Below are 25,781 nucleotides of genomic sequence, written 5' to 3'. Positions count from 1 at the left end.
GTAAAAATAAGATGAGCTTCAAAAGTCACTACTAGTCTTGTATTATAGTGAAGATTGGCTCATTACCATAACAAAGGGTTGATTTCCATTACGGATAGGTGCTTTCCTGGGGGCATCCGATAAGTCACTTATCCCTAAGGAGTCGCCCAGCCTGCACTCAATCAACCTTATATGGTTTTAAATAAATATCAATTAAATATCTAAAGAGAAAAATAGCAAACTAGGTATTTAAAACTACTAGTTTGCTATTTTTCAAATGCAAAGTTCTATCTTTAAAGACTACTATTATGGATTGATTGCTCTATAAAGGAATAATCCAAAATGAGCGCGACTAATCGCTTCATTTGGCTTAAAGGTGTTATCACCATAGCCAGTTGTAATTTTATTTGCAGCTAACTGCTGAACATATGTGTATGCCCAATGATCTTTCGATACATCTTTAAAGTTAATGCTGCTCGTTCCTTTTAAATTATAAGCTAATGCTACAACCTTCGCCATTTGTGCTCTTGTTAAAGTACCATTTGGATCAAAGGTATTGTCGCCTTTACCGCTCATAATACCAGCCTCGACTACAGCTGCGATTTGTTTATAATACATGTGACTCGCAGGAATATCTTTAAAGCCTGGATTTTTGACATTTGATGTTTTTAAATCAAGTGCGCGACTAATAATAACTGCTGCGTGTGCACGTGTAAGTTTGTCATTTGGTCTAAATGTGCCATCTGCTTGACCTGTAATGATATTATTTTTTGTTAAATACTCAATTTCTTTATAGTACACATAGTTACTTGGAATATCTTTAAACAACGCAGCTTTTGCTACAGTCACAGTAGCCTCTACAGGTTTTGTTCCTAAAGTCGCTACTACTTTACCAGTAGCACCCGGATTTTGCGCTGTCAATTTACCATCACTAGTAATGGTACCGATATTACCTTCTACAGACCATTTCACCTGTGATGCATTGTAAACTAGAGATTTGCCACCCTCGTCCTTTGCATCCATAGTAAATTTGACCGTTTCGCCGGCGCCCACTGTTTTTGATTTTGGTTCAATGTTCATTGTTGCTGGAGCATCTACTACTTTCACCTGGAATGATTCAACAGGTGTGCCATCGTGGTTGATGAAAATGCGATCATCGCCAGCTGTCGTTGAAGTATAGCTCAAACCGTTAACTTTTAAAGTATTATTCTCAGATGTTAGCGATACATGACCGTCTAATGGTAGCGCATTATAGTTTCCATCTAATATATATTGTACTGCTATACTAGACGAAGCGCCTGCTAAAAGAGTTGCATAGCTTGTACTATTCGTATATTTAATATACTTTCCTTTACCAGTTGGTGCCGTACTTACGGCTTGTAATGTTGCGGACACAAGACGTTGCGCATTGCCTGCATTAGATGGTAGGTTCGCTAATACGACATTATTATTACCGTGATTTCGAATACCCATCGTTGTTGAGCCGCCACCATCTAGGTTAATTGCTTGATCAACACCAAGCGACACTAAATAGTTAGCAAGTTGAACCATATTCATACCTGCACTATGTTTCTGTTTTCCATCAACCGTAATAAAGTGTACTGTTTTTCCATTGTTACTTGTCGCTACAACAGTACGTGATGTTACCTCTTTTGCACGTTGACTAGATGAGCTCATCATAATGTAAGGTTTATTATCTTTTACTAAATACGGACCACTTGCCATAATAAATTTTGCATTCTGCCAAAGCTGATCAATCGAGAAGTTAACACTCAATTCATCTCCAAGTGCAATTTGGCTTAGCTTACTGTGCCAATCCCCACCTTGTAAAGATACGACAAAGCCAGTTGAAGGAATGGATATTTTCTCTTTCGATCCATAAGGCGTAATTTGTGTAACTTTCCCTGTTAATGTTTGACCGAATTTATTTTCAGTAATCGGAGCTCCTGTATCTACTACGATTTCAAAACCATATTCATTCGTATTTGTCGTTTTACTATAAAATTGTGGTGTGTAAACAATTCCCTCATATATATTACGTGCACGATTCATTCCTGACATTTTATAGTCTGTGCCTTTGTGAGAAAGTGTTACATTAAAATCAAAATAGTCAATGACACCACTGCCATCTGCTGCAACCCCGAAAGCTGTAGGGACATTCATATATTCATCGGAACCGTTTGAAACAGCACCACCGTTTAAAATAACATTATCTTTAGCTAGTAAAAATAATGGGAAACCTGCAGACATATCGAAGAAACTTGCATTAATAGCACCCACTACACGATTCCCCTCGCGTGAATTACGATTAGCATTTGCTACTGTCGATTCTCTGCCATTGACATTCGCGGGCATACCTAATTGTACTTCTGTCGTTTCATCTACATTAATAGCAAGATGATTAATAGAATTTGTATTGGTACTGCTGTATGTATATTGTTTATACTGCACACCATTCGATAATGGATACTCCTTCTTGACCGTTTGGGCTGCATAAGCATTTAACGGACTAACAACCATTGACAATAATACAACTAAAACTAGTAAATTTTTCGCTATTTTTTTCATTTTTTTGCGCTCCTGAGTAAAATGGAGCTCTCAACTCTCCCTTCACATGTCTTACTTCTATAACATTATCAAAAATATGCCAAAATATCCATGGAACATTTAAGCTATTTTCCAGTTTTATATGAATTGTCAAGAAAACTATTTATATAGTCTCATTTTATGATTTTTCTAACATTTGACCCTTATCGATACTCTATAACTTTGTTAAAATGATATAGAAGTTCTAGGAGGGTAAAATATGAAAAAACTATCAATTATTGCTATGCTCATGACAGTAATCGGCATGCTTCTTTGGCAACCCCAACTGGCATCTGCTGACGAACTAACAGGGCATTCACATGAACAAGGTCTTCGTTATTTAATTTCCAAAGATGCATTAGTAAAAGATGCAAAAGGAAGTTATCGTCCAAATGACAATGTGACACGTGGAGAGTTTGCTTCTTATTTAGCTAAAGCCATGAATCTTGAGACGACAAGCGACATAGTCTTTAAAGATGTCCCAGATACATATGTACATGCAAAGGATATTAAGCTTGCTGCTTCAGCTGGGATTATTACAGGCTATGGAGATGGTTCATTTAAGCCTAATGCCGTTATTTCAAGACAGCATATGGCGGTTATGCTTGAGAGAGCTATTGATTATTTAAACATTCCTAAAGGTACTTCTTCTATTACCTTTAAGGATAATGCAGCTATATTTAAAGACTACCGTCAAGCAGTAGCTATAGGTGCACAATTAGAAATCATAAAAGGCTCTGATGGTTACTTTATGCCTGAAAATAATGCAACTATCGGACAATCATCTTCGTTTATTGTACGTTTAATGCAACTTGCTGGTGATCCAGATGCTAGTGGCAATTCAAACGGTGGTAATACAAATGGTGGCGACACTAACGGTGGTAATTCAAACGGCGGCGATACAAATACCGGTTCCTCTAAATACGCTATTAAGGAAATTTCAAATGGCGCACTAGTTGGTAATCAAGGTTTCTCTACCTTTGAAGCTGCTGAAAAGGCTGTGACAAAAAACACACAGGTTATCGTTCAAAGTGATAAAATTGTGAAAATGTCTTCAGGCTACGTTGTTACAAACAATTATGTAGCACTAAAATCTGAAACAATTAATGACGCGGTTGCGGTTGCAGCTAATACAGAAATGGAATACCTCAGTAGTGATGCAACACAAGTAAAAGTTCGATTAGCTGGTCAAGTCGGCTACTTAAAACACGCTGATGTTACATTAATCCCATTTTCAATGAGCAAAGGTCGTTCTTACTATTCAAATGAAAATGGTGAAATTAAACATACACTCTACGATTACAATACAAATAAGTATTCTTCTAGCTATATTTTCGGAAAAGCGCCATCATTTATGAAGCCAGGCGAAAAATACTATAGCTGGAATGGTATTTATTTCACAAACGGCAATGGCTCCTCTAATGGTGAGGCCTATAACTACTATCAGTTTTTACCTGCTCGTGCCCAAACACAATATACGGCACAAGAACTTGATGCTTATATAATGAATAAGCTAACAGAAATTGAGAGTACAGGAGTCAGCCTTTATAAAGATGCTACAAAGAAAAGTAAGTTAATAGGTTTAGGGCAAACATTGAAAGATGTGGAAGCAAAATCTCAAATTAACGCACTGCTTGTTTTATCACTTGCTCAGCATGAGAGTGCTTATGGTATGAGTGATCATGCACAAAACTTAAATAACCTATTCGGTTTGTACGTATATGATACGAACCCACTAAACAAAAAGTTTGATAGTGTAGCTGACAATATCAATGAGCTTGTTGATAAATTCCTACAGCCAAACTACATTACTCCAGGGGGTTCACCTGGTAAAAACTTTTCTAACGGTGCAGTAGTTGGTTCAAAAGCTCTTGGCTTTAACGTAAAATACGCTTCTGATCCATTCTGGGGTGCAAAAATCGCAGGACACTATTACCGTGCTGAAAAGGCGTTAGGCTTTAAGGATGCCAATAATCCATACACAATCGGTCTAACAACAACAACCGGCTTAAACGTTCGTACAGGCGCAGCTACTAGCTTTAACCCACTTTTCACATATGCACGAAGTGGTATGCCAGTTATCATTACAAGCTCTGCTACAAACGGCTGGTATGAGGTCCTTTCTGATAAACTGTATACAGGAAAAGCTTTCGTGAGCAAAGACTATATACAAGTGGTCAATACAGTAAAATAAAAAAGAAGTCGTCCTATAATGTTAGGACGACTTTTTATGTTGTTGAAAAGCTAAAATGTCATCCAACTTTTTAATTTTATCGGAACACTTTCATGTTTTATCGCCCAACTTCTGAATTTTATCGACATCCACCTGCCAAAGATCAAATAAAGATTCATACACAAAACTGTGTGTGCTATTCAAGAATAAAACTGGTAATAGTATTATTAGGGAAATTTGTATAATACGCAAAGCTAATTACATTTATTGTATATAATGAATCGAGAAAGAAAATTAATCAAAGGGATAGTTATTCCATTAAGAAAAATAGTTTTTTTGAAAAGAGGGAGTTAAATGGAAAGTTTTTTCTTAATACTTATGGGCTTTTTTATCGTTATTGCAAATGTGATTGGGTTTGTATTCTTCAAAAAAAAGAAAAATCTATATTTTGCTGCTTTCATAATATTACTACTAGCAGGTTTATTTGGTGGACTAGGAAGCGTATTAGCACTATTTATTCTTCGTGATGCCTTTGCGGTATTCTACGGGTTGAATCTTGCCTACTATTTACTAATCAATAGTCTTATCGTATTTCTTCTTGCGATTTTAGTTACTATAATTAAAAAATATAATAGTAGAAAAATATGATTATGCAAAATCAACTTAGTTTGTGAATGAATACATTTAAAATATCGGGGGCTTTAGTTATATTTCCGATTCACGAAATATCGAAACAAAAAGACAGAATTTATTCTACACGTTTTGTAGATTAAATCTGCCTTTTTGTTTTAACAGCAACAATCTTTGAGAAAACAGCCTAAAAAAAAGATGCCTCAAATAATATTTGAGACATCTCTTTTATTGTTAATATGAAAGCTTTTTCTTATCCGTTTTAATAATCGCTGACGCAATTATGACAAAGCCAAGCATTAAAACAAAGATTAAATCAAGTAAGCCAGTATGCATAGAAACCGTAAATAAGGTAATGACAAATGCATAAGCTACTGAGTGGAAGCTACGAATACCGCCTTGCTTCACTTTATTATATATTAATGAGATTAATACACCATATAAGAAGAAACCAATCGCTACAAGTAGATATCCGCCATCTAAGAATAATTGACCGATAAATGTAGGTGTTGTTGTTCTGTTAGGGCGTGTAATATATTTACCTTCAGCTTCGCTTAGAGAGTTTACAACTTCTGTTACTTTCATACGTGGTGACACTTGTTCACCCGGTAAAACTGTACTGAAGATACCAGCATGGATTTCCCCATTTAGATAACCTTCCTGCTGCGTATATTCGATAATTTTACTTAAAACAATATGGCCAGTTACACTCTCACCATTTATTGAACGAATCCATTTTGGAGTTAAGTTAACTTTCTGTTCTACTGTTAACAGTTTTTCCTTTTCTGTTTCAGTCAATTCTACATCTGGTTGTTCACGGCTATTAAATTCTTTCGTTGTATCCTCTGATATAACACGAAGGAAGCCAAACATTGAGAATGCTACTCCGATAACAAACAGAGCTGTAAGGAACCATGTTAATTTCACCCGTTTTACAACGTAATGGAAAATGATAATACCAGTAAATAACATAATGATTAATGGTGTACGGTAACCCATTAATAGGAATAAGAACATTACAGCAGCATAGATGGAACCGTAGATCAATGTTTTTTTCCATGTAATGTTTTTTTCTAAAATCATTTTATATGATATTAGCAGTAAAATTCCATACCATAATAATTGGGCAAAGAAGTTTAATTTTGGGTTGAGGTTACGTCGATTGGATTCATCAGCAATCCCTAATCCACCACCGGTAATCATCATTAATACATATGCAACTAAACCAAGTACTGTTAAAAATAAAATAAAATGAACAACATATTTCCCAAAGAAGGATAAACCAAATGATGGGATTGTCCATTGTAACTTATCAATAATGTACACACCGATGTAGTAGCAAATTACTGCTAAAAATACCGCTGGCCAAATTGATACACGTAAGTTAAATAATTCAAATCGATGGAAATCAAATAGACTTGTAAAGAAATAGAGCATTAATATAAAAGGTAAAAAGAAATACGGCGAAAACGTATCAATTTTGTTGACCTTTGCAAAAGTTTGTTTCAGTTTATTCATAAATGTCATACATCTCAGAAGATGTGATTGCCCTCCTCTATCGCGAATCATAATTGTTTATTCTTTTATTTACTAAGCAAAACAAGAGTTATTATATCATAAATACAGGTAGACTTATAGAAAGGAATGAATTGATTTTATTAAAATTATGCAATGATTTCCCTTTTTCCCTAAATTACGAGTTTATGCCCATAATCTTCTGCATTATCCCCTAATAGTTATCTCCCTCGCTCGGGACAACACAATTTTAGCCTCACATCAATCGACATTTTTTCCAGAAAACACTATATAAAACCTCAGTTAACATCCAAATTTTAATGATTCATCCATTATTTAGATGTATGATAAGTAAGTAGTGCAAATTTCTCAGAATTTAAAAGGGGTCAATTGTTCAAGTACTATTCAAAATCAGGATGCAATCGCGTAATTGAAGACAAATACAAAAATAAGGATGTGGATTTAATGAAGAAATTATTCATTTCACTACTCGTAGCATGCTCTTTTATGCTTATAGTTTTATTTGCACCAACACAAGCTAATGCTGCACAGAAAATCGGTGTCGTTTTCTCAGAAAGTAGTGAAAAATATGCCAATACTACACACCCTGGTGGAACATTTAATGGCCAACTTGTTTCTGAAAAGGTTGACTATAGTTCCACATATAATAAGGAACTTAAAGCTTTTCTTCTCTATCAGCAACAAGGTTTCCAAGTAGAAAAAATTTATGAGAGAGACTTAAATAATTTAGAAAATTTAAGTCAATATGATGCAATCGTCTTTGCCTATACAGTCATGATGAATCATCAGCAACGCGAGAATGTCAAAATATACGTTCGAAATGGCGGTGGTGCAATTTTTGCCTTCCAGACAGCCCGTAATGAATCAACAAAATTCCCTAAACCTGGTCAAATGGATCTCTCTCCATTAATCTATGATGTCGATTCTTGGGTAATGGAATGGGATAATTTAACTGAAGTCTTCCATTCACGTTTTATTGACGATACTGTGTTAGGAAACTCTACAATAAGCAATATAAATACTGTTCATCCAATTATTCAAAATACAACAAAAGAGCTTGGCAAAAGCAAGCTTAATCTAACAAAAACAGATCGTGATTGGGTAGAAGTCATGAAGCCTTGGCAAGGTGGATCTGCAACACCTATTTTATATTTCTCAGATTACAATTACACAGACAAGCCTAAAACAATGAAAAAAAATGAATTTGGCGCAGCCCATGCGATCGAATACGGTAAAGGCAGAGTTGTTCAAATTGGATTCAAAATCTATGATTATATTAATATTGATGCTAAAGCGGATTGGCAGGATAACGAAAATGGTGCTGCCTATTCAACAACTAATGGTGACAAAGATGCACAAGTATTTATGAAGCATGCTTTAAATTGGGTAGCCGAAAAACATAATGGCTATGTGCCCCGCCGTTATAACCTTTCGCTTTACTCTGACGGGGTGCAAAGTTATGTAGCACCGTCTGGTAAATTTGTTTTTTACTCCACTGTAACGGTTAAAAACAATGGTAATGTGCCTGCACGTGGTACATTGAAAGTAGAAATTTTAGACGCAAACGATAAAGTGGTTGGTAATGGACATGAACGTTACATTCCAGGACTTGCTGCTGATTCCACAACAAATAATGCTGATCATAAAGATATTAGTACCCTTGCGGAAAAATATCAGATTTCTATGCCTGGCAATTTAGCTGCCGGAACATATACGATACGTACATCCTTTATAGAGGGGCGCGATGATCGCAAAAATGCTGATGAAAAATTTGCAACGATTGCAGAAATTAAAACGCTCACACGCGCAAAAGGTTCCAATCAAGCAACAATTGCTTCCGCTCCATTCTTCCCAGATGTAACTTCATCGAATGGTGCCTATTATGATATAAAAAACTTATATGCGTTAGGTATTGTGAAAGGAACTAATGGGAATTTTAATCCACAAGGTACATTGACTCGCCTGCAAGCAACAGAAATGATTTTGCGAGCATTAGGGATTCCAGTATCAAACTCAGCTACCTTAAATGCGAGTGACATCAAAGCAGGTGACTATGGCTATGGCGTTTTAGCAACAGGCTTACGCTACGGCATAATTGCATTAGAAAATGGTAAAATCAATGCCCATCAGCCAATGACCCGCGGTGCCATGGCACGAGCACTTGTCAACGGCTTCAAGCTTCAGGGCTACACGAATAATACTTTCTCAGATGTTCCGACATCTCATGCATATTATAAAGATGTCCAAGCCTTATATGCACTTGGCATTACTACAGGCTATGCCGATAATACATTTAAACCAACTGGCACCGTGACACGTCAAAACTTTGCCCAATTCGTGAATAGAACACTTTATGCAAATTCAAAATAATTACTAAGGTAAAAGTTGATTTTTTAGTGTGTCGATTGGGATGTTTTTTATCGTTGGTAGACTCGTGTATTTCTCCGGTAGAAGTGCCTGTTTCGCCGCTAAACTCGTGTTTTCCGCCGGTAACAGTGCTCGTTTCGCCGCTAAACCCGTGTATTGCGCCGGTAACAGTGCTCGTTTCGCCGCTAAACTCGTGTATTGCGCCGGTAACAGTGCTCGTTTCGCCGCTAAACTCGTGTTTTCTGCCGCTAAAATACCAAATCGCTGATAGATCGCTTTTTTGAGCTGATAAAATTCCTTTGAATACTACTAATCAAACAAAAAGAGCTACATCATTCACTTTTGAACGATGTAGCTCTTCATTATTATTGTTTGGAGTAATATTCTAAAATTCCTTTGTAGATGGATTCAGCAAATAACTCAAGATATTGATCATCAGATAGTTTAGCACGGTCTTCTTTATTTGATAGGAAGCCTAGCTCGACTAGAATAGCCGGAATATTCGTATTAGCAATTACAATGTATTTTGCTTCTCTAACATCACGATTATTCATATTTACATTTTTAACAATTTGATTGTTTACAAACTTTGCAAGATCATTGTCTTCTTGATACATATCACCTGGTGTTTTAGCGTAATACGTTTCGGTACCTTTTGCATCAGTATTCCCTGCTGAGTTAACATGAATACTTACGAAGATTTCGCCGTAGTTAGCATGTGCAAAATCAATATGTTTTTGTGGCGGAGAGAACGTATCTCCAGTACGAGGCATCAATACCTTTGCACCTGCAACCTCCAGTTTTTCCTTGACAAGAGTACTAACTTTTAATGTAATGTCTTTTTCTTTAATAGAACCGAAAGAAGTTCCGGAGTCACTGCCACCATGACCTGGATCAATAATGATAATTCGATCTTTTAACGGATTACCACTTTGATTTAATAACTTTAAATAAGATTTATGGACATACCCTTGTTGATCTTGATAAGTAACTTGTGCCCAATAACCGTTAATACTGTTCACTTGAACATATTCGCCCTTTTTCAACTTACTTACTACCGCAGAAGTAGAGTTAGCTTCTTGGCGGATATTTAAATTATCTACCGTCACTCGACCTAATAGATCACCGGAAACTGTTGGTGGAGTTGGATCTGGTTTTGGATCTGGAGTAGAAGGTTTTTCTACTTCAACGTCCTCTGTACTATTAGCCACGATATAGCCTGGTATACCATTTACTACAGTTAAATAATAGCCGCTTACCGTCTTATAAACAGGTAAATCCATTTTACTATCCACAGTCGAAATAACCTTTGACGAAGAAGTTGGTTTTGTGTAAAGATTTATATTTTGTGTTGTCGTAACTTGCTTTTGAACTTTCCCCAATGCGTTACCATCTGCATCTAAAAACTGTGCATACGTTTTATAAATATAAGCATGGCCATCTTTATGGGAAACTTTTAACCAATCTCCCTCAACTGAATAGACTGATAGTTTACCACCTTTGTTGACAGTGCCTACAATATTTGCAGTAGATGAAGAATCTTTTGATTTACGAATATTTAATCCGTCAGTTGTCGCAGAAACTAAACCAATAACCTGTGATGAATCAGGTACAACTACACCTTTAACAGGGATATCTAAGCGATATTTTTCATCTTTGGCACGCGCCACAAATAACGCAAACTGTTTACGTGTTACTTGTTCATTTGGATTATAATTTTGATTGCTTCCCTTTGTAATACCATTATAGTAAATCGTATTCACGTATGAAACGTACGGATGAGTTGTGCCTACGTCCACAAAAGGAGAATCGATATTTTCATGCTCACTTGTATCGAGCTTAAACGCGTTTGTTAATACATAACTCATTTCATCACGAGTTAAAGGTTTGTTTGGTAAAAATTGTCCCTTGATATTTGTTTTAAAAAAGCCAAGCTGTATAGCGCGTTCTACATAGCCTGAAAGCTCTGTGCCGGTTGTTACATCAGAGAAGCTTGATTTATTAACAACTAGTGGCTTTTTGCCTGATGCAACAACAACCATCTTGGCAACTTGCCCACGCGTCACTATGTTGTTAGGTTTATAATACGTTTTGCCCTTTTCTGTATACCCTTTAATAACACCTAAATTAACTAAATAATTGATTTCTTCATATGCGTCATCCTTGTTCGTAACATCTATAAAACCGCCTTTTGCTTGTGCACTATGTATTGTAAACATTGAAGCAAAAACGAATAGGACGCATAAAATAAGACTAATTTTTTTGAGATACAATGTCTTATTTCCTCCCTTCTTGTTCTACCATTAATATTAACAAAATTTCACAGGTAAAACCATTATACAGATGAAAGTATTATACTGAAATTCTAAATTATAGAATTTTTGAAGTCCGAAGTGTTAAATCAATTGAACTGATAAACTTATCAAACAAAAAGAGCTACATCATTCACTTTTGAACGATGTAGCTCTTCATTATTATTGTTTTGAGTAATATTCTAAAATTCCTTTGTAGATAGATTCCGCGAATAACTCAACATATTGATCATCTGTCATTTTAGCGCGGTCTTCATCATTTGTTAGGAAGCCTAGCTCAGCTAAGATGGCTGGAATAATCGTGTTGCGAATTACGTAGTATTGTTCTTCTTTTACACCACGATTTTTCATATTTAAGTTATTAACGATTTGATTATTTACAAATGTCGCAAGATCAATGTCCTCTTGATACATATCACCTGTTGAAATTGCATAATATGTTTCAGTACCTTGAGCAGAAGTATTTGCTGCTGAGTTCACATGGATACTTACGAAGATTTCCCCGTAATTAGCATTTGTAAAGTCAACGCGGTCTTGAAGTGAAGGATACGTATCCCCTGTACGAGTCATATATACCTTCGCACCTGCAGCCTCTAGCTTTTGCTTCACAATTGTGCCGACCTTTAATGTGATAGCTTTCTCGGAATTAGAACCTACAACAGTTCCAGGGTCCTTACCACCATGACCTGGATCAAGAATGATAATTCGATCTTTCAACGGATTACCATTTTGATTTAGTAGCTTTATATAAGATTTATGGACATACCCTTTTTGACCTTGATAAGTCACTTGTGCCCAATAACCGTTAATGCTGTTCACTTGGACATATTCGCCTTTTTTCAGCTTACTTACTACCGCAGAAGTAGAGTTAGCTTCTTTGCGAATATTTAAATTATCAACTGTCACTCGACCTAATAGATCCCCAGAAACTGTTGGTGGATCTGGATTTGGTTTTGGTTTTGGATCTGGATTTGGAGCCGGATCTGGTTTTGGATCTGGAGTAGAAGGTTGTTCTACTTCAACGTCTGCTGTACTATTAGCCACGATATAGCCTGGTACACCATTCACCACAGTTAGATGGTAACCACTTACCGTCTTATATACAGGTAAATTCACTTTACTATTCACAGTTGAAATTACCTTTGATGAAGAGGTTGGCTTTACGTAAAGATTAATATTTTGTGTTGTCGTAACTTGCTTTTGGACATTCCCTAATGCGTTACCATCTGCATCTAAAAACTGTCCATACGTTTTATAAATATAGGCAAAGGCATCTTTATAGGAAACTTTTAACCAGTCTCCCTCAACTGCATAGACTGATAGTTTACCACCTTTGTTGACAGTGCCTACAATATTAGCAGTAGATGAAGAATCTTTTGATTTACGAATATTTAATCCGTCCGTTGTTGCAGAAACTAAGCCAATGACCTGTGATGAATCGGGTACAGCTACACCTTTAACAGGTATATCTAAGCGATATTTTTCTTCTTTGGCACGCGCTACAAATAACGCAAACTGTTTACGTGTCACTTGTCCATTTGGATTATAATTTTGATTGCTTCCCTTTGTAATACCATTATAATAAATTGTATTCACATACGAAACGTAGGGATTATTAATACCCACATCCACAAAAGGAGAATCGATATTTTCATATTCACTTGTATCGAGCTTAAACGCTTTTGTTAATACATAACTCATTTCATCACGAGTTAAAGGTTTGTTTGGTAAGAATTGTCCCTTGATATTTGTTTTAAAAAAGCCAAGCTGTACAGCGCGTTCTACATAGCCTGAAAGCTCTGTGCCGACTGCTACATCTGAGAAGTTTGATTTATTGCCAACTAGTGGCTTGTTACCTGAAGCAACAACAACCATTTTGGCAACTTGCCCACGCGTTACTGTGTTATTAGGTTTATAATACGTTTTGCCCTTTTCTGTATACCCTTTAATAACACCTAAATTAACTAAATAATTGATTTCTTCATATGCGTCATCCTTGTTCGTAACATCTACAAAACCGCCACTTGCTTGTGCACTATGTATTGTAAACATTGAAGCAGAAACGAAAAGGACGCATACTATAAGACTAATTTTTTTGAGATACAATGTCTTATTTCCTCCCTTCTTGTTCTACCATTAATATTAACAAAATTTCACAGGCAAAACTATCATTAAGAGTAACCATTATACTAAAATTATAAATAATAGAATTCATGTACTTACCTTATTTTTATCAAACAAAAAGAGCTACATCGTTCATATTGAACAATGTAGCCCGTTTTTATTATTTTTTTGCGTAGTATTGTGAAATCCCTTTGTAGATAGAATCAGCGAATAACTCAACATATTTATCATCTGTCATTTTACCGCGGTCTTCGCTATTTGTTAGGAAGCCTAGCTCAACTAAGATGGCTGGAATAATCGTGTTGCGAATTACGTAGTATTGTTCTTCTTTAACACCACGATTTTTCATATTTAAGTTATTAACGATTTGATTATTTACAAATGTCGCAAGATCAATGTCTTCTTGATACATATCGCCTGTTGAAATTGCATAATATGTTTCAGTACCTTGTGCAGAAGTATTTGCTGCTGAGTTCACATGGATACTTACGAAGATTTCACCGTAATTAGCATTTGTAAAGTCAACGCGGTCTTGAAGTGAAGGAAACGTATCCCCTGTACGAGTCATATATACCTTCGCACCTGCTGCCTCTAGCTTTTGCTTCACAAGTGTGCCGACTTTTAATGTGATAGCTTTTTCGGAATAAGAACCTACAACAGTTCCAGGGTCCTTACCACCATGACCTGGATCAAGAATGATAATTCGATCTTTCAACGGATTTCCATTTTGATTTAGTAGCTTTATATAAGATTTATGGACATACCCTTTTTGACCTTGATAAGTCACTTGTGCCCAATAACCGTTAATACTGTTCACTTGGACATTTTCGCCTTTTTTCAGCTTACTTAGTACCGTAGAAGTAGAGTTAGCCTCTTTGCGAATATTTAAATTATCAACTGTCACTCGACCTAATACATCACCAGAAACTGTTGGTGGAGTTGGATCTGGAGTAGAATCAACATCCTCTGTACTACTCGCCACGATATAGCCTGGTATACCGTTTACTACAGTTAGATGGTAGCCACTTACTGTCTTATAAACTGGTAATTTTGTTTTGCTATTAATGGTTGTAATAACTTTTGAGGAAGATGTTGGTTTTACGTAAAGATTTAGATTTTGTGTTGCAGTAACTTGCTTTTGGACATTCCCTAATACGTTACCATCTGCATCTAAAAACTGTCCATATGTTTTATAAATATAAGCAAAGGCACCTTTATAAGTAACCTTTAACCAGTCTCCTTCAACTGCATAGACTGATAGTTTACCACCTTTATTGACAGTACCTACAATATTAGTAGTAGATGAAGAATCTTTTGATTTACGAATATTTAATCCGTCAGTTGTGACAGAAATCAATCCAATAACCTGTGATGTATCAGGTACATGCTCACCTTTAACTGGTAGCTCTAAACGATACTTTTCACTTTTCGCACGTGCTACAAATAATGCAAACTGCGCACGTGTCACTTGGTTATTTGGATAATAATATTGACCCGTTCCTCGTGTAATACCATTATAGTAAATTGTATTAACGTATGTAACGTACGGATGAGTAATACCTACGTCCACAAAAGGAGAATCAATATTTTCATATTCACTTGTATCAAGCTTAAACGCTTTTGTTAATACATAACTCATTTCATCACGAGTTAAAGGCTTGTTCGGTAAGAATTGCCCCTGAGTATTTGTTTTAAATAGGCCAAGCTGTATAGCTCGTTCTACATAGCCTGAAAGCTCTGTACCGACTGTTACATCGGAGAAGCTTGATTTATTGACAACTAGTGGCTGGTTACCTGATGCAATTACAGCCATTTTGGCAACTTGCCCACGTGTTACTGTGTTGTAAGGTTTATAATACGTTTTGCCGTTTTCCGTATATCCTTTAACAACACCTAAACTAACTAAATAATTGATTTCTTCATAAGCTTCATGATCTTTAGGAACATCTACAAACCCACCACTTGCTTGGGCGCTATGTATTGTAAACATAGAAGCTGAAATGAATAAGACGCATAATATAAGACTGACTTTTTTGAGGTTCAATGTCTTATTTCCTCCCTTCCTGTTCTCGTGCTCATTTTAGCAAAATTACACAGACAAAACTATCATACGAACGTAACTATTCTATTGTTCTCTAAGCACCACTCCAATTTTTGGTATATTCTATAAAAAGAAGAGAGCCTGCAAGTGCAAACTCTCCTCAATTTATACATTATATAAAAGAACTTCCTTGCAATGTATTACTTTAAACGTAGCCCTTGTCTAAGTAATACGGAATTTTATTATTATTGTAATTTGTGTGCACGTTCAATAAATGTTTGAAGTTGTGAAATTTTTAACATTTCATCGTAACCGAAGTTACCATTTCCTTTACCTTCTGTAATACCATTTGAAGCTAAAATTGAAACAAATTCATTTGCCCAATGATTTGCAGGAGCATCAGTGAATGTTACAACATCGCCTTGTTGCTTTAATCCGAAGGCATGTACTAATACTTTCGAGATTTGAGCACGTGTTATCGGTGAAGATGGATTAAATTTCCCACTACCATCACCAGCAAAGATACCTAACTTCGATACAGCAGCAATCGCACCAGCATGTTCATATGTTGGTTTTACGTCTGTAAATTTCGTATTTTTATCGGATGTATCCAAGTTAAGTGCTTTAGCAATTTGCTCTGCCACTTCAGCACGAGAAGCGTAAACTGTGAAGTCAATCGCAGCTTCCTTTACTTCTTCTTTAACAGCTTCTGCTTGTTCGCTATCAAATGTTGCTACACGTTTAGCGCCGATGTAACGAGAACCCCAATAATAAGGATCATTTACATTTGAATAACTAACACCTTGACCTGTTTGTGAGTGGATCATTTTCCCGTCACCCATGTAAATAGCTACATGTGAGACACCTTTACCACTAGTATTGAAGAATAGTAAATCTCCAACTTCAATATCCTTCTTTGCTACCGCAGTACCTTGTTGATATTGTGAGCCTGAAGTACGGCTTAATTCAATACCTAAATCTGCAAAGACTTTAGATGTATATCCTGAGCAATCGAGCCCTTTAGTAGTTGTACCTCCATAAAGATATGGGACACCTAAATATTTTGACGCTGTATCAGTTACATCAGATGTTGTGGCTGCTTCAGCTTTATCTATTTGAGTTGTTGTAAATAACATGAAAGATGCAAAGATCGGTAATAACCATTTCTTTTTCATATATTCGGTATTCCCCTCTCAGAACTTTTTTGCCTATAAATAGACTATCATAAAAGATGCTATTTTAATTTTTCAATTGTGTAACGGTTTTTGAGCACAAAAAAACACTGATATACCAACGTTTCGTGGTTTATCAGCGCTAAAATATGGGTATTAAATAATGGATATTTGGGGTTTTTGTAACATTCCTGTAATATTAACTACGCTTTGTCACAATAGATTACGAGATTTAGTGCATTTCAATTTTCAACTATTGGATATGAGCATTTCCGATACCATTCTCCATTAAAGGTTGTAAGGAGTTCGCGTGGTATTTGATTACCTTCGTGGGTATTCGCCTCTGCTTCGCGGGTATTTCTTTGCTTCGCGCGGGTATTTACCTCTGCTTCGCGGGCATTCCTTTGCCTCGCGCGGGTATTTACCTCTGCTTCGCGGGCATTCCTTTGCCTCGCGCGGGTATTTACCTCTGCTTCGCGGGCATTCCTTTGCCTCGCGCGGGTATTTGTCTCATCTTCGCGGGTATTCCTTTATCCCGCTCCGCACAAGCTATTGACTAGAAAATAACTGCACCCAATAGTAATATCCATTGCTATCAACAGCAATCGCTACCCCGGTATTTGTGTAATTTTCTCGCAAAATATTTTCACGATGTGCTGGTGAGGCCATCCATGCTTTGACGGCCGCATCGGGTGTTGGAATTTTTCTTCCTATATTCTCTCCTAAGCTCGTATATGGATAATCGAATAATGTTGCCAAATCCCAGGGCATCCCGTAGTAAGGTGATTCGTGCTCAAAATATTGTCGATTCACCATATCCTGTGCCTTAATAACGGCAATTTGTGTTAAAGCTGCATCATAGTTAAGGGTTTGTAGCTTTCTTTTTTGTCGTTCAACGTTGACTAAACGTATTACATCATTAGACATGGTTGGTGAATAATTTTTTGTTGGAATATAAGACTTGGATAAATAGTCATAGGCTACCTCGCGATTTTTTACCTTCGCTGAAAAGTCGAGACTTCTTTCAACCAAAGAAGCAAATTGCGCACGTGTTACCAATCGATTTGGTGCAAATTCCTGTGCGTTGATTCCTTTAATAACACCAACATCTGCAAGTGATTCAATATAATCTTTTGCCCAATTTCCATCCTTAACATCGCTAAACTTACTATTATTTTGGGAATCGACTTCAATTTGATAAGCGAGTGTTAACATCTTGGCTATTTGCGCGCGCTGTAAAGGTGCGTCAGGGTTGAAGTGATCACCATTTTGTAAAATCCCTAATTCCACTAAGGCACAAATTTCTTTATAGTACGGATGATTGGCTGATAAGTCAGTAAAATTTGGAGAATAATCGGTATCCAGTTTTAGCTGCATGGAACGAGCAATTGCAGCTGCAGCCTCTGCCCTAGTAATCGGCTGTTCTGGTTTGAAGAAGCCATCCTGATAATTTGTCATATAATGCTTTTCTAGCATACGTTCTATTGAGCTTCTTGCCCAATGCGATTGTGAAACATCCTTTGCAATATTAGCTGCCAATACTTCTTCAGATGTGTTTGTCAGAGGCACAGCATATGATGTAGTCAGCAAAATAAGAGACATGCCAACAACACTCGATACTTTTTTAAACATAGCTATCTCCTCCTTCATTTAATTATGTATAGTACTCTAATGGAACAAACTTACCACCACATGTTTTCCTGCCAGTTACAGTTTCCATGAAGACCTTCAAAGTCACTATCTTTCACAGAGTTCGTATTCAAATGAACATCCTTTGAATGTTAGACAAACATAAACCCTGGTTAGCCCTCAAGTTGAGCCACGACGGGAGAATGGAAGCGTTGTCAAAGAATTCATTCGCTGTTTTAAGGTCGACCGGTCTTCACACCCAACTTTGGTCGATGTGATACACGCATTCCATTATTACCTAATTTTACCTCTTCCATTTCAAAAAAACCACTCAAAGATTGAAGATAACCTAAGAGTGAGTCTTCGCATTTATTCAACGCTAATAATATAGAAATCATCTTCAGTTTTTTGTAAAGTGCGGTAAAGGAATAAAACCATTTGACCACGTCGAACATCTGTATAAGGTGAAAATGTGGTCGCACTAGTACCTTGTGTAATCCCATAATTTAATAACGTTTGAATATACATATTAGTTTCATTATCTTTTGTAAAATCTAAAAATGGGGCAGATAATGATGTTGCCTGCTGTAAATCAAAACCAAGTGTCAACATCTTGGCCATTTGACTTCGCTTAATAAAATGATCTGGATTATAATTTGTATCTTTTTGGATAATACCCTTTTCAGCGAGTGCGGCAATATGACCGTAATATTTATGAGAGGCTTGCACATCACTGAAGCCAGGATTTACTACATTTTTTGTCTCCAATTTTAGCGCTTCAGCCAAAAAGTATGCCGCTTCCCCTCGCGTTAAGTTTTGATAAGGACTAAACGTAGTCGAGGTTGTCCCAAATACAATTCCCTGGCTATATAATTCACTAACTGCCTTGTATAGTTCTGCTTCGTTTCCGCTATTTTTTATATCTGTAAATGGCATTGTAGCTGCTTCTACAGGCATGGCCGCAACACAGGGAACAATTACTGCAGCCGTTGCAAGAGCCCATGCTTTATGTACCTTCTTAGTCGACAAATTAACGCTTCCTTTCCTTATTATAAAGAAAGAAAAGAGGGACTGGCCCTCTCTCCTTATTATAAACCTAATGTTTTTATATGATCTTGTAAAATACGGTAATTGTACACTAAGTCCTGCTGTTCAAGCGTAAGTGCGTCGTATAGTTTTTGTGCAGCCAGTACTTTCTTTTCAAACGTTTTAGCGTCTGGATCCAACTCGCCAATCGCATTCACTACTTTCAACACTGCCGCTACATCTTTTTCAGCTTTCTTTAAAGTATCGTAGTTAAGGACTTGCCCTTTTACTTTAGAATCTAATGCTTTATATGCGGCAGAAGCATTCGCTACATCTTGAATATATGTGCTAGAAGTCGGATTTAGACCAGCTATAATATCAACAATTTTCTTTACTTCACTCATACTTTTCTCAGCTTCAAGCAAAATATTGTAATTAGATACTCTTTGCTTATCTGTTGTACTCAAGCTATCGTAATCTTTTCGCACAGATTCTATCATGCCAAAATACATTTTATCGCTTGGTTTTAAAGCTGCAATACTCTGATAAACTTTAATAACGTTATCTAATGATAGAAGCAGCTGCTCGTTATAAACATATTTACGCTGAGTGGCAGTAAGATTGTCATATGCTTTTAAAATCTTTTGATATTGGCTGTCCATATTTTTCGATGTCATAAGTTTATCAATCTCATTGACAACACTAATGACAGGTTTAATAATTTTTTCTTGCTCTTGCAATGTTTTATAGTTTTCAACCGCATATTGTTGATCTTTTGGTAATGCATTATATGCTGCACGTATCTCTTCAATACGTTTAATATATTGATTTGCCGGGATAGTCGGAAGCTCATCGATCATGCGCTGCACATTACCTGCACCTAAGATGCTTGCTTCAGCAGCTTGTAATAAATTGTAGTTTGTAACATATTGCTGCATGTCCTTACTTAGAGCATCGTATAATGCTCGAGCTTGTACTGTATCCGCACTGAACGTTTTACTTGACGGCTTTAGCTTGCTAATTAATTCAATCACATTGGCAGTTGGCTCATAGCTTTGTAAAATAGCAATATTTTTGACATATAGCTTTTGGTCCTTTGTCAGCTTATCGTACGCTTTTCGTGCTGCGTTTACTTGACTGACAAATTTACTTGTGCCTGGCTCTATACCATCGATTTGCACCATCGTATTTAAAATTGCTTTTACTTCTTTTTCACGATCTGTTAACACCTTTACATTAGAGACAAGCTTTTTCTGTCCTGATGTTAGTTTATCGTAAGCAACGCGAGCATTCATAAGCTTCGTTAAATAATCCGGATCATTAGGCACTGCCGCATCTATCAATGCAATAACTATATGCGCAGATTTCAGCTCAGTCTCAGCTGTGACAAGCTTTTCATAGTTTGTGACAGCATTTTGCTTTTCTAATGGTAATGCATCATAATTTTTGCGCGCAGAATCTAAATCATTTAAAAATGTTTTACTTGTCGGTTTCAATGTTTCGATCAAGCCTATTAATGTAGCAACATCCTCGACTGCTGTTAGCTGATTGTAGTTTGTTACGCGTTTTTGTGAGGCAGGGTCCAATGCATTGTATGCCTTACGTGCTGCCAAAACCTTTTTTGTATAATCCTTATTTGCTGGGTTTAAAGCTGCAATTGCATTAATAACCTTCACAACATTGGCATTATTTTTCTCATAAGTTGTTAATGTCTTGTATTGTGTGACTAATTTTTTCGCATTTTTATCCATCGTTTTATATTCATTAGACATCGCTGCTACTTTTGCTACAAACGTAGCATCTGGCTCACTACCTAAAGCGATAACACGATCATCGAAATTTTTAGCAGTTGTAATATAGCCTTTTGCTGTTTGAAGATCTCCATTATTTGTTACAAGTGCTTTCGCTTCGGATGATAGCTTTTCGTAGTCTGCTGATAACAGTTCGACAGTTTCCTTATATGTTTTTTGCGACGGATTTAAGGCCATGATTCGTGTCACAATATCCATCGCCTCTACTTGACTTTTCAACGATTTATAGCTTTTCACGTATTCGCGTTTTGCCGGATCTAGCTTTAGGTAAGCCGTATTAGCTGCCTTCACTTTTTTAGTATAATCCTTCGCAGCTGGATCTAGCTTTTCCACAAGCGCAACTACATTTAAAACAGCTTTATGTGATGTTTCCCAGCTTGTTAGCTCTGACAAATTGTTGACGATTTTTTTGACAGTAGCTGCATCTATTTTCTGTCCGCCAGGTGCTACTGGTGTATTGTAAGCTGCACGCGCTTGCTCTATTTGTGTAATTTTATCCGTAGCATTGGCAATTCCAGCAATGAGTTTCTCAATTTCTTGCGCTGCCGCTATGTTTGCTTCAGCTAATTCTAAATCAGCGATATTTTTCACAAAATCTTTTTTATCTAAGTTTGTTAAAGTATCTCTTGTTGCCTTTACAGAAGTTCGATAATCAGCATTACTTGACGGACGTAATGCTGTGATTTGCTTGGAAATATTAGCAGCAGTCTGATATGGTTTAAACTCTTCATATTTTGTTGCAACTAAACGCTTTGAGCCTTCATCTAGTCTATTGTAGGCAGTTTCAATTGCTGTTACAGCACTAATAAAGCTTGCAGCAGATGAAAAGTCTTCCGGTTTCTTTTGCGTTAACTGTGTAATACTAGTAATCACTTGATCAGCCGATGATAAGTTTCCTAACACATCTGTATATTTTTTATATGGTGTGACCGCTGCATTATTTGGATTGTGTGCTATGACAATTTTCTTTTGATCAGCTGTTAGAGTGTTCAATTCAGTCGTTACTTCGGCAGCAGCAGCAGCAATTTCAGTAGAAGTGGATGACTGTTTATCTAGAACAGCAATAAAAGAATCTAACTTACTAATCGTATTCTTTACATCGTTTGCATCTTTGTACATGTTCAAAAGCTTCTCAATATCTGCACCGTTCTTTTTGAAATAAGTAATAAGTTCTGGCCCTTCATAGCCATATTGTAGTGATGTACCTCGAATTGTTGAAGCAATGCCATTTGCTTCCTGTGATGCAAGGGCTGCATTTACAGCATTCTCGAAAGTCTTTTGAACTTTTACATAAGGGTCTGCTTTAGTGTTTGAAACTAAAAAAGTGTTGTACTCTTCATTAACTTCTGTAACTTCATCCACAAATGTTTTACTTGTATAAGACAACTTACTTATTTTTGCCCCAATAGTCTTTAAATTGGCCAATAAATCTCGTTGGGCTACAACATATTCGTATTTCGCTTTAATAAAAGTGATTTCATCTGGTTTGAAGTCTATAGGACTTAAAACTGCTACATCTCCTTTTGCTATCACCATTTCATCATTAGTTGACGTAACAGATAATTTGGCAAATTGTGCAATTGTTTGAGATCTAGTGTCTACTGCCGCTACATTCACATTAGCTACTTGATTCGCCTGAGAGATTGTTTGAGGTTGTCCTTCTTGAGCATTGGCAATCGCTGCCGGAGTTAGTAATAGACCTGTTATTACACCAACTTGTATTGGTTTCTTCAAAATGCCCACCCTTTCTTTTTATAGGTAAATAGATATGTATCATTTATTTCTAATTTGCTACCTTTTGTATCGGTGCATTTTATCCTATTTCAAGCTAATCTATATAAGTAGATTACCCTCTTCACTAGCAGAAAGAGATTTTTACAGATTGAATAGTCTTTTTATAGGAAGTTATTGTTAGGATACTATATAATTGAATTATGTGCATGGATCTGGCAGAAATTTTGGCAAAAGATTACTAATTGCGAGTAAAAATGCTAATAGACTTAATCTGAACAAATTTACCAACTAAAAGACAGGTGCAGCTGACAGTCACCGCAATTGATAGTTTTCTGTGTGAAAGCGCGTAGAATGACCAGCGCTCGTCTGCGGAAAGCGCTACTCTATACATACTTGCGCCTTATATTTTCCAGGAAATATTTTGCCGAAACATTACTGATATTGGTGAATAAAAGCTTTGTATTATTGTCTAAAACAACGATTAAATTTTCTCTTTTTCGAGGGAAATTAATGAAAAACTCAGCATTTCTACTATGTCATTTACCAGTAATTAGGTGTATACTACAACTTTACTATTTAATTTACGAGAAAGGGAGCTATATATGTTTTATCACTATAAATTTTGGCACAGCTTAATGCATCCCACTAACTTTACCCAAGCTGTTGAACAAGGAGAAATAAGAGGCTATAAAAAGCGATCCTTCACCGTTTTCATGCTCTTTATGCTACTATTTGTCATACGTGAGTTTTGGGGCATGGGTACTGAAAGCTTAACAACATTATTTGCATCGAATCATCCAAATGAATACTATACAGCCCGTTTACTATCAATGGTTGGGGTTATTGCCTGGGGAGTTATCTATTATTGCTTCCATTATTATGGCGTTACATACTTGTTACATCTATTAACAGACATTCCATACAAATGGATTCAGAAGGTACAACTTTATGTAATGGTATTTTTACTTATTGAAAAGACAATTTTATTTGCCGTGTTTTATGCAGTTGGTTACACTACAAACTTCTCCTTCTTCTCACTTGCACCTATAGCTCAGCAAGTAATTGATACGGATTTTGTGCTATTTGCTATCAATCAACTAACCGTAGCAACTGTGTTAACAATTATTGTGCAATACACGTTCCTTTCAAAATGGGAGGAATGGTCAGATCGTAAGGCATTATTAGCGAAAATTATTGGGCTATATGTGGTAATGGCTATTTTTATCGGAATGGTTAGTGCGTTACCACTACAAGAATGGATTACAAGGGGGTTAGGATGATGCGCTTTATTAAATCCAGACCTTGGACAAGTTTAAGTATTGTTGTGATAGCGTTATTAATTGGTGTAAATGCTTATTTTGTATTTAAGGATGATAGTAAAGTAGCCAGATCCTACTTTATCGGTGAATTTCAAAGAGCTACTACTGGTGATCGTGTAGAGACGGTGGAAAAGGATGCGATTGTTGCACCTACACAAACCTATACAATTTCAGCAGATGCGAAAAATCTTTCTGCAATAGATGTAACACGTGGACAGGAAGTACACGCCAATGATTTACTAGCTACCTACAAAACAGAAGAAGTTGACGGTGAATTAACAAAGCTTGAGGCTGAACGCACTGCTTACGAAACTGAATTAAGTGATTTAGAGTCTGCTTTAGCGGAGATAGAATCTGAATACGGTGGAGGCAAGGACCCGAAAAGCTCTATAAATACCGACCAAATTAGTGATAAGTTAAATGTCTCTGTTAAATTTGAATTAGGTCAGCAAACTTCTCCATCAACTGCAGTGGCAATATTAAACCGTCACATTGCGGAGACTAATCGGCAAGTAGCATTAATGGATGCACAAATTGGCCAAATTAAAGCACGCCAAGGTGTTATTTGCCCAGTAGATGGTGTAATCTCAAAAATCACTGAAGAAGCTGGTGCGGTGACATTTGAAATTTATTCATCTGAAAAGTCTATGCTTGCCTACTTATCTGAGGATGAATGGCAAAAGGTTGAAGAGGGCCAAACCGTTAGTTTTAAATTGCCACATAACGACAATGAGCTATCAGGTACTGTAGTTCAAAAACAAATGATACCAACGAATAATGACTCACTTTGGGGAAATGAACTAGCTAAATCTGCAAAGCTACCAAAGCCTACAAGCTATGAGGTAATATTGCATCAGGATGACATGCTTGAAAAGATTCCATTTTCAACTGTTGGTAAGGCTTCTATTACTGTCAATGAGGCATCCAACGCACTTAAAGTGAATTCCGCATGGGTGAAGTCTGGAAAGAATAATAAACATAGCGTTTATACTTTAGATGAAAATGGTAAAATACGCCTTGAGGATATTCAGGTTGCCTTTAAAACGGCAGATTCTACTATCTTTACAGGCTATATGGATGCTGGAACACCTATTATTGTAAATGAACAACGCAATATTTTAGCACGCTCCTTCCGTTCAATACCTCTTAAAAAAATCGAGTGGCGAAATTTTAAAGAGATCGGTTGGAAAGATTACGTGAAATATATTGTCTTTTAACATACTAAAACCTCCCCGAAATGGAAATTGTGAACTGCGCCCCAATTGTTAGACACATCTAACAATTGGAGGTGCAGTTTTTGTATGGTCAAAAAGTATACTGCCAAAGATAAATTACAAGCTGT

General features: G+C 36.5%; 15 protein-coding genes. 6 read left to right on the top strand and 9 right to left on the bottom strand.

Annotated features, from left to right (window positions below; all coding sequences use genetic code 11):
* Window positions 1–285: 285 nt before the first annotated feature.
* A complete protein-coding gene (locus ACIQLB_RS19370) occupies window positions 286–2,547 on the bottom strand; it encodes an S-layer homology domain-containing protein (RefSeq protein ID WP_400729468.1) in 2,262 nt (753 codons plus the stop codon).
* Window positions 2,548–2,785: 238 nt separating this feature from the next.
* Between ACIQLB_RS19370 and ACIQLB_RS19365 the strand changes: the two genes are divergently transcribed.
* Together ACIQLB_RS19365 and ACIQLB_RS19360 are read left to right on the top strand one after the other, a co-directional pair.
* Window positions 2,786–4,759, top strand: coding sequence for an S-layer homology domain-containing protein (locus tag ACIQLB_RS19365; RefSeq protein ID WP_400729466.1), 1,974 nt, complete (start codon window positions 2,786–2,788; stop codon window positions 4,757–4,759).
* A gap of 333 nt (window positions 4,760–5,092) precedes the next feature.
* The gene (locus ACIQLB_RS19360) at window positions 5,093–5,386 is read left to right on the top strand and encodes a 3-isopropylmalate dehydrogenase (protein ID WP_400729463.1); all 294 of its coding nucleotides are present in this window, start codon (window positions 5,093–5,095) and stop codon (window positions 5,384–5,386) included.
* A 216-nt stretch (window positions 5,387–5,602) separates the two neighbouring features.
* Here ACIQLB_RS19360 and ACIQLB_RS19355 read toward each other — a convergent pair whose 3' ends face one another.
* Window positions 5,603–6,886 (bottom strand): oligosaccharide repeat unit polymerase, encoded by a 1,284-nt coding sequence (locus ACIQLB_RS19355; protein ID WP_400729460.1) that lies wholly within the window; start codon window positions 6,884–6,886, stop codon window positions 5,603–5,605.
* A gap of 462 nt (window positions 6,887–7,348) precedes the next feature.
* Between ACIQLB_RS19355 and ACIQLB_RS19350 the strand changes: the two genes are divergently transcribed.
* Window positions 7,349–9,274, top strand: a complete 1,926-nt coding sequence (locus ACIQLB_RS19350; protein WP_400729457.1) for an S-layer homology domain-containing protein — start codon at window positions 7,349–7,351, stop codon at window positions 9,272–9,274.
* A 362-nt stretch (window positions 9,275–9,636) separates the two neighbouring features.
* Here the strand turns inward: ACIQLB_RS19350 and ACIQLB_RS19345 are convergent, their stop codons facing one another.
* The 4 genes from ACIQLB_RS19345 to ACIQLB_RS19330 all read right to left on the bottom strand — a co-directional run bounded on the left by ACIQLB_RS19345 (window position 9,637) and on the right by ACIQLB_RS19330 (window position 16,923).
* Window positions 9,637–11,544, bottom strand: coding sequence for an N-acetylmuramoyl-L-alanine amidase (locus ACIQLB_RS19345; RefSeq protein WP_400729454.1), 1,908 nt, complete (start codon window positions 11,542–11,544; stop codon window positions 9,637–9,639).
* 201 nt (window positions 11,545–11,745) lie between these two features.
* Window positions 11,746–13,689 (bottom strand): N-acetylmuramoyl-L-alanine amidase, encoded by a 1,944-nt coding sequence (locus tag ACIQLB_RS19340; protein ID WP_400729451.1) that lies wholly within the window; start codon window positions 13,687–13,689, stop codon window positions 11,746–11,748.
* Between the two features lie 178 nt (window positions 13,690–13,867).
* Entirely contained in the window at window positions 13,868–15,751 is a 1,884-nt protein-coding gene (locus ACIQLB_RS19335) for an N-acetylmuramoyl-L-alanine amidase (RefSeq protein WP_400729448.1), read from the bottom strand.
* Window positions 15,752–15,993: 242 nt separating this feature from the next.
* Window positions 15,994–16,923, bottom strand: a complete 930-nt coding sequence (locus tag ACIQLB_RS19330; RefSeq protein ID WP_400729446.1) for a C40 family peptidase — start codon at window positions 16,921–16,923, stop codon at window positions 15,994–15,996.
* A gap of 314 nt (window positions 16,924–17,237) precedes the next feature.
* Here ACIQLB_RS19330 and ACIQLB_RS19325 point away from each other — a divergent pair, with 314 nt between their 5' ends.
* The gene (locus ACIQLB_RS19325; protein ID WP_400729444.1) at window positions 17,238–17,480 is read left to right on the top strand and encodes a hypothetical protein; all 243 of its coding nucleotides are present in this window, start codon (window positions 17,238–17,240) and stop codon (window positions 17,478–17,480) included.
* Here ACIQLB_RS19325 and ACIQLB_RS19320 read toward each other — a convergent pair.
* The 3 genes from ACIQLB_RS19320 to ACIQLB_RS19310 all read right to left on the bottom strand — a co-directional run bounded on the left by ACIQLB_RS19320 (window position 17,470) and on the right by ACIQLB_RS19310 (window position 23,120).
* Window positions 17,470–18,552 carry a CAP and S-layer homology domain-containing protein gene (locus ACIQLB_RS19320; protein WP_400729442.1) on the bottom strand — a complete coding sequence of 361 codons (1,083 nt, stop codon included), beginning with the start codon at window positions 18,550–18,552 and terminating at the stop codon, window positions 17,470–17,472. The two genes, ACIQLB_RS19325 and ACIQLB_RS19320, sit on opposite strands and share 11 nt — an antisense overlap.
* 366 nt (window positions 18,553–18,918) lie before the next feature.
* Window positions 18,919–19,578, bottom strand: a complete 660-nt coding sequence (locus ACIQLB_RS19315) for an S-layer homology domain-containing protein (protein WP_400729440.1) — start codon at window positions 19,576–19,578, stop codon at window positions 18,919–18,921.
* Between the two features lie 59 nt (window positions 19,579–19,637).
* Window positions 19,638–23,120 (bottom strand): hypothetical protein, encoded by a 3,483-nt coding sequence (locus ACIQLB_RS19310; protein WP_400729438.1) that lies wholly within the window; start codon window positions 23,118–23,120, stop codon window positions 19,638–19,640.
* A gap of 602 nt (window positions 23,121–23,722) precedes the next feature.
* Here ACIQLB_RS19310 and ACIQLB_RS19305 point away from each other — a divergent pair.
* Entirely contained in the window at window positions 23,723–24,400 is a 678-nt protein-coding gene (locus ACIQLB_RS19305; RefSeq protein ID WP_400729436.1) for a hypothetical protein, read from the top strand.
* A complete protein-coding gene (locus ACIQLB_RS19300) occupies window positions 24,397–25,656 on the top strand; it encodes an efflux RND transporter periplasmic adaptor subunit (protein ID WP_400729434.1) in 1,260 nt (419 codons plus the stop codon). Before ACIQLB_RS19305 ends, ACIQLB_RS19300 begins: the two co-directional genes overlap by 4 nt.
* Window positions 25,657–25,781: the final 125 nt, after the last annotated feature.

Origin of the sequence: Lysinibacillus sp. NPDC092081 (genome assembly GCF_044755845.1) — a bacterium.
GTDB lineage: Bacteria > Bacillota > Bacilli > Bacillales_A > Planococcaceae > Lysinibacillus.
This window is presented reverse-complemented; position numbering and strand designations above follow the sequence as displayed.

Excerpts from the sequence above, each read along its gene's own strand:
- ACIQLB_RS19330 (WP_400729446.1), bottom strand. The coding sequence starts at position 16,923 with ATGAAAAAGAAATGGTTATTACCGATCTTTGCATCTTTCATGTTATTT.
- ACIQLB_RS19350 (WP_400729457.1), top strand. The coding sequence starts at position 7,349 with ATGAAGAAATTATTCATTTCACTACTCGTAGCATGCTCTTTTATGCTT.
- ACIQLB_RS19320 (WP_400729442.1), bottom strand. The coding sequence starts at position 18,552 with ATGTTTAAAAAAGTATCGAGTGTTGTTGGCATGTCTCTTATTTTGCTG.
- ACIQLB_RS19360 (WP_400729463.1), top strand. The coding sequence starts at position 5,093 with ATGGAAAGTTTTTTCTTAATACTTATGGGCTTTTTTATCGTTATTGCA.
- ACIQLB_RS19370 (WP_400729468.1), bottom strand. The coding sequence starts at position 2,547 with ATGAAAAAAATAGCGAAAAATTTACTAGTTTTAGTTGTATTATTGTCA.
- ACIQLB_RS19365 (WP_400729466.1), top strand. The coding sequence starts at position 2,786 with ATGAAAAAACTATCAATTATTGCTATGCTCATGACAGTAATCGGCATG.
- ACIQLB_RS19300 (WP_400729434.1), top strand. The coding sequence starts at position 24,397 with ATGATGCGCTTTATTAAATCCAGACCTTGGACAAGTTTAAGTATTGTT.
- ACIQLB_RS19355 (WP_400729460.1), bottom strand. The coding sequence starts at position 6,886 with ATGAATAAACTGAAACAAACTTTTGCAAAGGTCAACAAAATTGATACG.
- ACIQLB_RS19305 (WP_400729436.1), top strand. The coding sequence starts at position 23,723 with ATGTTTTATCACTATAAATTTTGGCACAGCTTAATGCATCCCACTAAC.